At 70.1% G+C, this 12,589-nt stretch carries 12 protein-coding genes; 7 read left to right on the top strand and 5 right to left on the bottom strand.

Annotated elements, in window-relative coordinates; genetic code table 11:
• Window position 1 precedes the first annotated feature (1 nt).
• A complete protein-coding gene (locus OG842_RS09660) occupies window positions 2-2,560 on the top strand; it encodes an FtsX-like permease family protein (RefSeq protein ID WP_266729233.1) in 2,559 nt (852 codons plus the stop codon).
• A 217-nt stretch (window positions 2,561-2,777) separates the two neighbouring features.
• On the opposite strand, the gene OG842_RS09665 is transcribed toward OG842_RS09660, so the two are convergent.
• On the bottom strand, window positions 2,778-2,996 hold the full coding sequence (locus OG842_RS09665; RefSeq protein ID WP_124721053.1) for an MbtH family protein: 219 nt from the start codon (window positions 2,994-2,996) through the stop codon (window positions 2,778-2,780).
• Between the two features lie 155 nt (window positions 2,997-3,151).
• Between OG842_RS09665 and OG842_RS09670 the strand changes: the two genes are divergently transcribed.
• Entirely contained in the window at window positions 3,152-3,958 is an 807-nt protein-coding gene (locus OG842_RS09670; protein ID WP_266729234.1) for an alpha/beta fold hydrolase, read from the top strand.
• A 7-nt stretch (window positions 3,959-3,965) separates the two neighbouring features.
• On the opposite strand, the gene OG842_RS09675 is transcribed toward OG842_RS09670, so the two are convergent.
• On the bottom strand, window positions 3,966-4,370 hold the full coding sequence (locus OG842_RS09675; protein WP_266487640.1) for a type IV toxin-antitoxin system AbiEi family antitoxin domain-containing protein: 405 nt from the start codon (window positions 4,368-4,370) through the stop codon (window positions 3,966-3,968).
• A complete protein-coding gene (locus tag OG842_RS09680) occupies window positions 4,367-5,221 on the bottom strand; it encodes an IS5 family transposase (RefSeq protein WP_266487638.1) in 855 nt (284 codons plus the stop codon). Before OG842_RS09680 ends, OG842_RS09675 begins: the two co-directional genes overlap by 4 nt.
• 119 nt (window positions 5,222-5,340) lie before the next feature.
• Here OG842_RS09680 and OG842_RS09685 point away from each other — a divergent pair, with 119 nt between their 5' ends.
• From OG842_RS09685 to OG842_RS09705, 5 genes are all read left to right on the top strand, one after another.
• Window positions 5,341-6,021 carry a hypothetical protein gene (locus OG842_RS09685; RefSeq protein WP_266729235.1) on the top strand — a complete coding sequence of 227 codons (681 nt, stop codon included), beginning with the start codon at window positions 5,341-5,343 and terminating at the stop codon, window positions 6,019-6,021.
• Between the two features lie 126 nt (window positions 6,022-6,147).
• Window positions 6,148-6,342, top strand: a complete 195-nt coding sequence (locus OG842_RS09690; RefSeq protein WP_124721050.1) for a hypothetical protein — start codon at window positions 6,148-6,150, stop codon at window positions 6,340-6,342.
• A 19-nt stretch (window positions 6,343-6,361) separates the two neighbouring features.
• Window positions 6,362-8,677, top strand: a complete 2,316-nt coding sequence (locus OG842_RS09695) for a TOMM precursor leader peptide-binding protein (RefSeq protein WP_266729236.1) — start codon at window positions 6,362-6,364, stop codon at window positions 8,675-8,677.
• Window positions 8,678-8,747: 70 nt separating this feature from the next.
• Window positions 8,748-9,989 (top strand): sensor histidine kinase, encoded by a 1,242-nt coding sequence (locus OG842_RS09700; RefSeq protein WP_124721048.1) that lies wholly within the window; start codon window positions 8,748-8,750, stop codon window positions 9,987-9,989.
• An 18-nt stretch (window positions 9,990-10,007) separates the two neighbouring features.
• The gene (locus tag OG842_RS09705; RefSeq protein WP_266729237.1) at window positions 10,008-10,619 is read left to right on the top strand and encodes a response regulator transcription factor; all 612 of its coding nucleotides are present in this window, start codon (window positions 10,008-10,010) and stop codon (window positions 10,617-10,619) included.
• Window positions 10,620-10,727: 108 nt separating this feature from the next.
• Here the strand turns inward: OG842_RS09705 and OG842_RS09710 are convergent, their stop codons facing one another.
• Together OG842_RS09710 and OG842_RS09715 are read right to left on the bottom strand one after the other, a co-directional pair.
• Window positions 10,728-11,381, bottom strand: coding sequence for a LuxR C-terminal-related transcriptional regulator (locus OG842_RS09710; RefSeq protein ID WP_266729238.1), 654 nt, complete (start codon window positions 11,379-11,381; stop codon window positions 10,728-10,730).
• Window positions 11,369-12,535: a sensor histidine kinase gene (locus OG842_RS09715; RefSeq protein WP_266729239.1), complete on the bottom strand. Its 1,167-nt coding sequence runs from the start codon at window positions 12,533-12,535 to the stop codon at window positions 11,369-11,371. The genes OG842_RS09710 and OG842_RS09715 overlap by 13 nt, the downstream gene beginning before the upstream one ends.
• Between the last annotated feature and the right edge of the window lie 54 nt (window positions 12,536-12,589).

Consider the following 12,589-nt stretch of genomic DNA (forward strand, 5'->3'; position numbering starts at 1 on the left):
AATGTTCGACATCGCGTGGAGCACCATCAAGAAGCGCAAGGGCGGGTTCATCGCGGCGTTCATCGCCGTGTTCTGCGGCTCCGCCGTCGTGACCGCCTGTGGCGTCCTGCTCATGTCCGGTCTGCTGTCCGGGGTTTCGCCCGAGCGGTACGCGGGCGCCGCAGTGATGATCGGCGGCAACCAGAGCCGAGAGGTCGCGCAGAACTTCGACCCGCACTACGCGGAGCGGGTCACCCTGCCGGCCTCGCTGACCGCCGAGGTCGCCGAGGTGCCCGGCGTACGGGCGGTCGTCGGCGACCGAACGGTCGGAATGAGTATCGCCGACCGCAAGGGCCGCACCCTGTCCCTCGACCACCCGCTGTTCGGACACGGCTGGGCCTCCGCGGCACTCGGCCCGTTCACCCTCGCCGAGGGAGCCGAGCCGCGCGGCGAGGGCGAGGCTGTGCTGGACACCGCGCTGGCCGGCAAGGCCGGGGTGAAGGTCGGTGACACCGTACGGCTGTCGGTCGGCACCACCCCGGCGAGCTACCGGGTCGTCGGCCTGGCCGCGCCGTCGAAGGCCGGCCTGAGCCGCCAGTCGGCGGTGTTCTTGACGGATGCGCGGGCAACGCAGCTCTCTCAGCGTCCGGACCGGCTCACCGCGATCGGCGTGCTCGCCGAGCCGGGTACGGACGCGGACGCACTGGCCGGCCGGATCGAGAAGGCGCTCGCGGGCTCCCGGGAGCCGGTCGCCGTCCACACCGGAAAGCAGGTCGGTGACCTGGAGTTCCTCGACATGGGGCAGTCGCGCGGTTTCCTGGTCGCGCTGTCCGCCTCCTTCGGCGGCACCGCTCTCGCCGTGGTGATCTTCGTGGTCTCCTCCACACTGGGCCTGGCCGTCCACCAGCGTCGCCGCGAACTGGCCATGCTGCGCGCCATCGCCGCCTCGCCCCGCCAGATCCACTCACTGATCGGCAGCGAGATCCTGATGGTCGCGGCGGCCGGTGCCCTGCTCGGCGCCGCACCCGGCTTCCTGATCGCGGGCGCTCTGCGCGACGCGTTCGCCTCCGTCGGAGTGCTGCCGGGCGACTTCGAGCTCTCGTACAATCCGGCTCCGGCCGGGGCGGCCGTGGTGCTGTGCGTGCTAGGCGCCCGGCTGGCCGGCTTCATCGCGGCCTTCCGCACCGCCAGGATCCAGCCGGTGGAGGCGCTGCGCGAGTCGCAGTCCGAGCCGCCGCGGCTGGGCCGGGTCCGGCTGAACGTCGGCCGCGGGCTGATCGTGCTCGGTCTCGCGGCGGCCGTCGTGCTGCCTGCGGTGATCCCCGGTCAGCTGGCGATCGCCGGTGCGGCCGGCTCACTGCTCATCCTGATGTTCGGCTGCGCGCTGATCGGCCCCCAGCTCGTGAAGATCACGGCAGCGATGATGGCACCGCTGCTGCGCAGTTTCCGGATCAGCGGCTATCTGGCGGTCGCCAACACCAGTGCCAACTCGCGTCGGCTCAGCAGCGCCGTCGTCCCGCTCGCGCTCGGCGCGGCCATGGCCCTGATGCAGCTCTCCACCCTCTCCACGGTCGAGGCGACCGCCGCGAAGCAAGCCGCGACCGGCGTCGTCGCGGACTACGTGCTGACCAGTGACTCCACCGGGCTCTCGACCGAACTGGCCGATTCCGTAAGGGCGGTTCCGGGCGTCGCCACGGCCACCCCCGTGGCCCGCTCCCAGGTGATGCTCAACTACCTGGAGGTGGACAAGATGGCTGCCCGTCCCTTCAGCGCCGAGGGCATCGACCCGCGCGGCATCGGCCGCACCCTCGACCTGGATGTGCGCGAGGGAAGCCTGGACGCGTTGACCGGCGACACCGTGGCGCTCAGCTGGATGGCCGCCGACACCGCGGGGCTCGGCATCGGCGACACTGCCGACGTCAACCTCGGCGACGGCGTCAGGAAGAAGCTCAAGGTGGTGGCCGTCTACGGCAACGGACTCGGCTTCGGCGACGTCACCCTCCCGCACGGCATGCTGACGGCGCACACCACCGACCGGCTCGATGCGGCCCTGCTGGTGACGGCGTCGGACACCGGCGACCGCGACCGGGTGGGGAAGGCCCTGGCCGAGCTCGCCCAGCGCACTCCGACCCTGAAGGTGCAGCAGCCGGACGAGTTCGCGGCGGTCCAGCAGGGCCAGTTCGCCCAGCAGTCGTGGACCAATCTGATCGCCAACTCCCTGCTGCTGCTCTATGTACTGATCGCCGTGGTGAACACCCTGGTGATCGCGACCATGGCGCGCAGCCGCGAGTTCGCCATGCTTCGCCTGATCGGGACCAGTCGGCGACAGACCCTGCGGATGATGTTCCTGGAGTCCTGGGTCGTGGTGGTCACGGCGATCGTCGTCGGCGTCCTCATCGCCGTCCCGCCCACGATCGGCAGCAGTCTGGCCATGACCGGCCAGGCCATGCCGCACGTGGACCCGCTGGTCTGGGCGGGAGTAGGGGCCTTCATCGCCGTGCTCGGCTGGCTCTCCATCGCCCTGTCCACGCGCTCGGCCCTGCGTACCCGCCCGATCGACGCGGTGTACACGGGTGAATAGCCGACCGCGGATGCGTCCGGACCGCGGATGCGGGTGTCCGGACGCATCCGCGGCCGACGGCGGGCGCCGACGCGGCTGACTCCACGTACGGGAGCCGCGTACGGGAGCCGTGTCCGACAGGGTGTTCACGACGACGACAGGGCGGGTGCTCCGGATTTCTCCGGGGCACCCGCCCTGTCGCTGTGGGGGGTGTGAGCATGCCCGTGGGGTCGGGCGGTCAGGCGGCGGCCTGTTCCATCGCGCTGATGAGGCTGGCCGGCCGCATGTCGGTCCAGTTCTTCTCCACGTAGTCCAGACAGGCCTGGCGGCTCTCCTCGCCGAACACGATGGTCCAGCCGTCCGGAACTTCGGCGAAGACGGGCCAGAGCGAATGCTGGTTCTCGTCGTTCACCAGAACGTAGAACGTGCCGTTGTCGTCGTCGAACGGATTGTCCATGAGTCTCCCCTTCGGTCGCGCCGATCGTGACCCCTCCGGTCCGGGCGGCGCAACGATTTAAGGCACGACCAAAACACGTGGTCCCTCCCGTACCCGGCCGATTACGTTGCCGAGCCGGAGCCACCCGGTTCCACGGCGCAGAGGAGGGCGTGACCGTGCCGGTCAGCACAATCAACGGAATCAGCCTCGGCTATGAAGTCACCGGCCGCGGTGAGCCGGTGGTGATGGTCATGGGCACCGGGGCGAGCGGCCGCGTCTGGCATCTGCACCAGGTACCGGCGCTCGTGGCGGCGGGCTACCAGGTGGTCACCTTCAACAACCGGGGTGTCCCGCCCACCGACGCCTGCACCGACGGGATCACCATCGAGGAGCTGGTCGCGGACACCGCAGGCCTGGTCGAACACCTCGGCCTGGGCCCCTGCCGGTTCGTCGGCACCTCGCTCGGCGCGCACATCACCCAGGAGCTGTGCCTGGCGCGCCCGGACCTGGTGACGGCGGCGGCGCTGCTCGCGACCCGGGGCCGCAAGGACGCGATGCGCCGGTTCCGCGACCTCGCCGAGCGGGAGTTGCACGACAGCGGGGTCACCCTTCCGGCGCGCTACACCGCGACCGTACGGGCGATGGAGTTCCTCTCCCCGGCGACGCTCAACGAGGACAAGGAGATCCAGGACTGGCTCGACCTGTTCGAGGTGTCGCCGGTCTCCGCGGCACCCGGATACCGGGCTCAGCTCAGCATCGGGATGGCGCCGGACCGGCTGCGTGCCTATCAGGCGATCCGGGCGCGCTGCCTGGTGATCGGCTTCGCCGACGACCTGGTTCTCCCTCCGCATCTGAGCCGGGAAGTCGCCGACACCATCCCGGGTGCCCGGTACGTCGAGATCGAGAATGCCGGTCATTACGGCTACATGGAGCGCCCGGACCGCGTGAACGCCGAACTGCTGCACTTTTTCGCGCGGAACTGAGAGGGTGTTAAGTCCGTTTCTGGTAGCGGCCGCGTCCGGGTTGTTCGAGGAGTCCCTGGCGGACGAGTCGGCCCAGGCGGGAGCGGGTGACGTTGATCGAGGGCTCGTCGGTGGGCAGGCCGAGGTGCTCGTGCAGATCGCGGACGCGGAACACCTTCCCGGGGTGCTCGTTGAATGTGGTCACGATGCGCTGGTAGACGGTGGCGGTGGCGGTTTCCGCGGGGGCCGCTGCGTGGTCGGGAGGGATGAGGCCGTCGATGACCTTGCGGGTGGCGGCGAGCTCGGCCACGCGGGCTTCGGTCTCGGCGAGGGCGGTGGTGAGCCGCTCGATCTGCTCGCGTAGGTTGTCGGCTCGTGCGGCGGTCTCGTCGTGTTCGGTCTGCAGCAGCCGCAGGAGTTCGCTGATGTTCACGCGGCCAGCTCGATCTCGTCCCGCCAGACGGGGCTCGGGACGGTGAGGCGCCGGAGCATGCCGGCGGTGGAGGCCCAGTAGACGCGGGAGGCCGCGTTGTCGGGCCGGTGATCGTAGTCGCGGGCCAGGCGCCGGTGCAGCATGAGGGTGCCGTTGACCTGCTCGACCACCCACCGCTTCGGTTGCGGGACGAAGCCTTTGCCCTTGTCGTCGGGGTTGCGTCGGACCACCTCGACGGTGATGTCCTTCACCGCCCCGTGGATGATCACGGCGTCTTTGAAGCCCTGGTCGACGAGGACTTTTTCCAGGCGCATCCCGCATCGTTCGGCTGCCTGGTCCAGCAGGGCGATGCCGGCCTCGTTGTCGTGCGCGCTCGCGGCGAAAATCACCACACCGATGATCAGGCCCAGCACGTCCACGGCGAGTCCCCGCTTCCTGCCGGGCGTCTTCTTGTTCGCGTCCAATCCCGTCGTCTCCCTCGGCACCCCGGCCGCCACGCGGACGGACTGGGTGTCGATGATCACCAGGGACGGGTCCTCTAATCGTCTGGACCGCTCCCGCACCTGGCAGCGCAGGATCTCCTGGATCCGCTGGTCAAGGCCATCCTGGCGCCACAGGGTGAAGTAGTAGAACACCGCCGACCAGGCCGGGAGGTCGTGCGGCAGGAGCCGCCACTGACAACCCGTCCGGTTCTGGTAGAGCAGCGCGTTCACGACCTCGCGCAGGTCACAGGAGCCCGGGTCCCCGGTCGCCGACCGCGCCACCCGCTCCTGCTTCCACGCGGTGACCAGCGGCTCGATCAACGCCCATTGCCCGTCGGACAAGTCAGTCGAGTACGGCATCCGTTCCATGCCCGCGACCCCATCATGCACACGACATGACGCGAGGGCGGAACTGTCCCATCACCCACGAACGGGTGACACCACACCATCAGGAACGGGACTTAACGCCCTCTGAAGGAGGGCAAAACGTGTTTGTCAGAACGACCCCGCACATTCACGCGCTCGGCCTTCACCATCCACGTGTCTGGCGGCTGACCGCCGGCCAGCCGCTGCTGTCGGCGGAGGGGCTGACCGCCACCGAAGCGCTCTCCCACCACGACCCCGACCGACCGTTCCCGGACGGATACCGAAAACTTCTGGCCGAGTTGGGGCACCCCTCGGTGGTGCCCGCCGGCGAACGGCTGCGGGAACTCGTGACCGCTCGTGGCTGGAGATCCCATGGCGCGGTCGTGGATGCGGTGACCGTCGCAACCCTGCGTCACGGAGGCGGAGTCGGGCTGCACAAGGCCCCTCCTGCAGGGGACGGGCAGGACCTGCTGCTCACCCGCGCCACGGGGGACGAGCGAATCGTCCCCGCCTTCTCCAGCAAGTCCCGGCCCATTCCCGCCGGTGACCTCGTATACGGCCTGACGCGTGACGGCCGGGCCGTGGATCCGCTCGCCTGGCTGGGAAAGCGGGACTGCGACGCAGCCGCCCACCAGCTCGCGGCGGACACGCACGAGGCCCTTCTGGTGGTCCTCGGCTGTCCCGGCGAGAACGCCGGACACAGCGAGGAGATCGGCGCCACGGTCGCCGAAGTCCTGACATCGGCCCAATTCGATTTGATCATGACGCCGGTTCCACACGGCGCTTTTGACGCGGATTCATAGACTCCGCTCAATTCATGACACGTTCGTCTCTTCACGGCGATTGCGGCACTGCCTGTAAGGTGCTGAGGCCGTGCAGAGCTGCTTGAGAATCACTCGACAACCATCCCTGGGGGGGATCGAACCACCATGACCAACTCTGTCAACTCATGCAGCCGATTCGGTGAGCAGACTGCCACGGACACCATGCACGCCTCGGCACGCGGTCTGATCATCGAGGACCTCGACGGGTCCTCGGAGACGGGCGCCGCGATGCTCTCCATCTGCGTCGTGGCCGCCCCTGCCGCCACGGCCGTCGCGGCGGCTTCCATACGGTTCGAGTAGAGATCCGGACGGGGGCCCCATGACTCAGCGGGACGCAGAACACACCGTGTCGTCCGGAGGGGATGACGGGACGCGGCTCGGCTTCAAGAGCCACCTGCACGCGACCCTCGTTCCCGGGGAGGCCGCCTACCTCGTCTCCCATCGCGGCGTCACGGCACTGCACGGCCCACCCGCGGAGGTCCTCGTCCCGTTGCTGGACGGCAGCCGCAGTCCGGCAGCCGTCGTACGCGGGGCGGCCCCGTCGCTGACCCCGGCAGAGGTGCACGCGTCCCTGCGCGCCCTCGACGCCTCCGGGCTGCTCCGGCTGCGCCCGGCCGGCGCAGCCGGGGCATCCGACGGTTCCCGCCCCGACCTTGCGGCCGAGGCGTACTGGGACCTGGCCGGCCTCGACGGCGGCCGGGTCCCCGGCGAACTGGCACAGCGCACCCTGCGCGTGGTCACGCCACCCGGCATGGACCGGAATGAGCTCCTGGACGCCTGCCGTTCCTCGGGGCTCGCCCTCACCGCACCCGGCGGGGAGGCGGACCTGACCCTCGTCCTGTGCGAGGACTACCTCTCCCCGCAACTGCACGAGATCGACGCCGAGCACCGTACGGCCGGGCGGCCCTGGCTGCTGGCCGGGCTCGGCTCCACCGCGGCCTGGATCGGCCCGGTCTTCCAGCCCGGCAACGGCCCGTGCTGGCACTGTCTGGCCACCCGGCTGCGCGGCCACCGGCACTCCGAGGAGCCGCTTCGGCGGAACCTCGGCCTGTCCGGACCGCCGCCGCGCCCTGCGGCCACCCTCCCGGCAGGCCGGTCCCTGACCGTGCAACTGGCCGTGCTCGAAGCCGCCAAGTGGCTGGCGGGCGTGCGCAACGACACCCAGAACTCCGTGAACATACTGGACACCCTCCGGCTGGGCGCCGCCGCGCACCCGGTCGCGCGGCTGCCCCAGTGCCCGGCCTGCGGGGACCCCGGCCTGGTGGCGATGCGGGCCGGCCGGCCGTTCGTACCGCGCTCGCGTCCCAAGACCGTGCTCGGCCTCAACGGCCACCGGGCTCTCACCCCGGCCGAGATGCTGCGCCGGTACGGCCCGCTGGTCGACCCGGTCACCGGGATCGTCCGGGAGATCCGGCGGGCCCCGGGCAGCCCGGACTTCGTCGACGCCTTCGTGGCCGGCGAGAATCTCGCCATGCGGAGCCCCACCCTGGCCGGGCTCCGAGCCGGACTGCGCTCGCTCAGCGGTGGCAAGGGCCTCAGCGAGGAAGAGGCCCGGACCAGTGCCCTGGGCGAGGCGGTGGAGCGTTTCAGCGGCACCCGGCATGGTGACGAGTCCGTCATCCGCGACACCTACCGTGCGCTGGGCGCGCAGGCGCTGCACCCGAACGCGAGCCAGCTGTACTCCGAGCGGCAGTTCGACGAGCGGAACGAGATAAACGCGCGGGGCGACCGGCTCCAGTACGTGCCGCCGCGCTTCGACGAGAACCGGCCCACCGACTGGACCCCGGTCTGGTCGCTCACCGAGGGCGTCCGGCGCCTGGTGCCCACCGCCCTGCTGTACTTCAGCGAAGAGCCCTCGCCCGACGGCCTGTTCGCCGACTCCAACGGCAACGCGGCCGGATCCAGCCCCGAGGACGCCCTGGTCCAGGGCTTCTTGGAACTGGTCGAGCGGGACGCGGTGGCCCAGTGGTGGTACAACCGGACCCGGCGGCCCGCCATCGACCTCGACGCCTTCGCGGAGCCGTACATCGACCGGCTCCGTGACGGCTACCGCTCGGTCCGCCGCGAGGTGTGGGCCCTGGACCTCACTTCCGACTTCGGCATCCCGGTGGTCGCGGCGCTCTCCCGGCGCACCGACAAACCGGCCGAGGACATCGTGTTCGGCTTCGGCGCGCACTTCGACCCGCGGCTCGCGCTGCGCCGCGCGCTGACCGAAATGGGCCAACTGCTGCCGCTGGTCGGCGAGGTCACCGCAGAGGGCACCGGCTACCGGGTCGACGACCCCGAGCCGCTGGACTGGTGGCTGCGTGCCACCGCCGCGAATCAGCCGTATCTGAGGCCCGACGGATCCCGCCCCAGCCGTCCGGCGGACTGGACGTACACCCCGACCACCGATCTGCGGGAGGACGTCGACCTGATCACCGAGGCAGTCCGGTCGCGCGGAATGGAGCTGCTGGTCCTGGACCAGACCAGGCCTGACCTGGAACTTCCGGTAGTCAAGGTGATGGTGCCGGGGATGCGGCACTTCTGGCCCCGGTTCGCGCCCGGCCGGCTCTTCGACGCCCCTGTGGCGCTGGGGCACCTTTCGAGCCCGACGGAGTACGAACGGCTAAACCCGGTTCCGCTGTTCGTCTAGCCCTTTATGCTCTCTGGAAACGTACTCAAGTTCGATGACGAGACAGATAAGGCTACGCACACACACAACCATGCCACGTCATGACGAGATCGATCCCCTTCAGCCGGCGGCCACACCGGGCAGAGCCGCGAGCGAGCCGCCCGACGTCGCGGAGCTTCCGGCACCCCGGCTGGCCCGCATCATCCTCACGGTCGCGCTGATCAGCTACCTGGGCGTCACGGTCATCAACCTGGTGGGTACCGACCTTCCCACCACTTCGTTACTGACCTCACTCGGCTGCCTGGTCCTCATCTTCGTTCTCCAGCTGAGGCATTCGAGCGCCGCCGTGCGCAGGGCTCCCGTCCTTCAGCGGAGCCTGACGCTCGGAGCCCAGACGCTGTTGACCTATCTGCCGATCGCGGCCTTCCACTCGCAGTGGGGCGCCATGGCCGGTTTCCTGGCGGGCTCGCTGCTGCTCCTGTTGCCGAGCCGGTGGGCCTGGCCGGCGTACGGCCTGGTCGGACTGAGCATGCTGATCCCGCCGACCCTGGACAACCTCTCCGTCCAGGAGACCGTCTACCTGGCGCAGTCGACCCTGCTGACCGGCCTGGTGGTCTACGGACTGTCCCGCATGGCGGCGCTCATCCAGGCACTGCACGACACCCGCAGCCAGCTCGCGGGCCTGGCGGTGGCCAAGGAACGGCTGCGCTTCGCCCGCGACCTCCACGACCTGCTGGGCTACAGCCTTTCGGCCATCACGCTGAAGGGCGAGCTGATCCACCGCCTGATCCCCTCCAATCCGCGGCGCGCCCTTGAGGAGGTCAGCGACGTACTCATCATCTCCCGCCAGTCGCTGGCCGATGTGCGCGTGGTCTCCAGCGGCCTGCGCAGCATGTCCCTGGAGCAGGAGATGCGTTCGGCCCAGTCCCTGCTGGAGGCCGCGGACGTCAAGGTACGGGTGGACATCCGGCTGGGCACGCTCGACCAGCGGGTCGACTCCGTACTGGCCGCCGTACTGCGCGAGGCCGTGACCAATCTGCTGCGGCATTCGCGGGCCGGTACCTGCGCCATGGCGGCGACCCAGGACGGCGACCGGGTGCGGCTGTCCGTGTCCAACGACGGTGTGGATCCCTCGTACCGAGATGTGTCACCCCACAGCGGCAGTGGTCTGGGCAATCTGCGGGAGCGGTTGCAGTCCGCCTCCGGCGTGCTGACGATCACCCGCGGCCCGGGCGGCACCTTCGAACTGGTCGCGGAAGCACCGGCGCGACCACCACGCAGATTCGCCGACCCCGACGACGCCGAGTTCGGCGCCCAGGACCACGCCGCCTGACCCGGGAGAACCTTCATCATGACGATCCGCATCCTGCTGGCCGAAGACATGAACATGGTGCGCGGCGCCCTGGTCGCCCTGCTGAACCTGGAGGACGACCTTGAGGTCGTCTGCGAGGTCGAGCGCGGCGACGAGATCCTCGACGGCGCCCTCCTGCACAAGCCGGACGTCGCCGTCATCGACGTCGACCTCCCCGGCATCGACGGGCTGACCGCCGCCGAGCGGCTGCGCAAGCAGCTCCCGGAGTGCCGCGCGCTGATCCTCACCAGCCTCGGCCGTCCCGGGGCACTGCGCAGGGCACTCGCCGCGCAGGTGTCCGGCTTCCTGCTCAAGGACGCGCCTCCCCAGGAACTGGCCGCCGCCGTAAGGAACGTGGCCGCCGGGAAACGGGTGATCGACTCCCAGCTCGCCCTCTCCGCGTGGAACAGTACGGAGAGCCCGCTGACCACCCGCGAGACCGAGGTCCTGCGACTGGCGGCGGACGGCCTGGAGCCTGTCGAAATAGCCGGACATCTCCAACTCTCCCTCGGCACCGTCCGCAATTACCTCACCACCGCGGTGACCAAGCTCAACGCCCGGAACCGGGTGGACGCCATCAAGATCGCGCGTGACGCCGACTGGTTGCTGTAGCGCAGTTGCCGCCGTCGCTGCAACGGACACTCGTCAGGTCCGAGTACGAGTATGGGGCCGGGCTTCGGCCGACGGTACCTCGCGGCTCATATGTCTGGCATGAATCTTTCACGTGTGGAATCGCTTGTTCAGGTAGGCGAGGACCGCCAGGACCCGGCGGTGTCCGCTGTCGCTCGGTGGCAGGCCGAGCTTGTTGAACACATTGCCGATGTGCTTGCTCACCGACCGTTCCGTGACCACCAGTCGGGCCGCGATCGTGGCGTTGTCCCTGCCCTCCGCCATCAGCTGGAGCACCTCGCGCTCGCGCCGGGTCAGTGAGTCGATCGGGTCGTCCCTGCGTTTCGCGAGGAGCTCCGCCACCACCTCCGGGTCCAGCGCGGTGCCGCCCGAGGAGACCCGCTCCAGGGCATCGAGGAACTCGTCCACCCGGCCGACCCGGTCCTTGAGCAGATATCCCACGCCACTCGCCCCGCCGCCCAGCAGTTCGGCGGCGTAGGTCTCCTCGACGTACTGCGAGAGCACGAGCACGGGCAGTCCCGGGATCTCCGCGCGCGCGGCGAGCGCCGCGCGCAGCCCCTCGTCCCGGAACCCCGGCGGCATCCGCACGTCCAGTACGGCCACGTCCGGTCGGTGCTCCAGCAGGGCGGGCAGCACTTCCGGGCCACTGGCCGCGACCGCCGCCACCTCGTGCCCGGCGGAGGTGAGGAGCAGTACGAGCCCCTCACGCAACAGGGCGTTGTCCTCTGCGATCACCACACGCACGGAAGCTCCACTTCGATCGCGGTCGGCCCCCCGACGGGGCTCGACACCTGCACGATGCCGTCGAGCGCGGCGATCCGCCGCCGCATGCCGAGCAGCCCACTGCCGCCGCTCTCATCGGCTCCGCCGCAGCCCTCGTCGCACACCGAGATCCTCAACGAGCCGGGGGTGCGCAGTAGTTCCACCCGGGCCCGGCGGGATCCACTGTGCTTGGCGGCGTTGGTCAGCGCCTCCGCGACCGAGAAGTACGCCGCCGCTTCGACCGCGGCCGGTGCGCGCGCGCCGCCCTCCACACCGTCGTCGGTCACCTCGACCTCCAGACCGCTGCCGGCGGCGAGCGCCCGTACCGCACCGACGAGCCCGCGGTCGGTCAGGATCGGCGGATGGATGCCGCGCACCACGTGCCGCAGTTCGGTGAGGGCCTCCTCCACCTGGTCCTGCGCATCGTCGAGCAGCTTGCGGGCTGTGTCGGGACTGTTGTCGTACGCCCTGCGCGCCAGCCCCACCCGCATCGACAGCGCCACCAGGCGGGCCTGCGTACCGTCGTGCAAGTCGCGTTCGATCCGCCGCAGTTCGGCGCCGTGGGCCGCCATGGCATCCGCTCGGGTGGCCGTCAACTCCTCTACACGGTCCGCGAGTTCGGCGCTGCGCCGGGCGTCGGGCGAGAGGTCCAGCAGGGAGCGGGTCCAGGCGGCGTCCAAGTCGGCGAGCCGGCCGAGAAGCGGCAGCACCACGGCCCGGTGCCCCAGGACCCAGCACCAGACGCCGTCCACCAGAATGCCGAAGATCCACACGAGCAGCGAGGCGTACGCCAGCAGCCAGCCGTAGAGCAAGTGGGCGGCCAGCCACCTCAGATCGCGGTACGTCCCGGGGTCCTTGACCGCCGTACGCACCCGAACGGGGAGGTCACCGACGAGCGGTACGTACGCCTCGGGGACCTCCTCCCCCGTCCAGTTCGCGACCTCGCGCCGTTTGGCTCCGGCGAGCCGGCGCAGCAGCAGGACCGTTTCGGGCAGGACGCCCGCGCCGATCACCAGCACGGTGACGGTCACGGTGAACGCCAGCAAGGGCAGGAACAGGAACGAGGCCAGGGCCAGGCCGGCCGATCTCAGCAGGTGCCGCGTCGCCCGCCATGCGAGCCAGAGCCTCTCTCTCATGGCCATCAGATTAGGTGACCGACAGGACATGCGAAGGCGTGTGCGCCACCCGGA

The sequence above is a fragment of the Streptomyces sp. NBC_00376 genome, from assembly GCF_036077095.1.
Classification (GTDB): Bacteria; Actinomycetota; Actinomycetes; order Streptomycetales; family Streptomycetaceae; genus Streptomyces.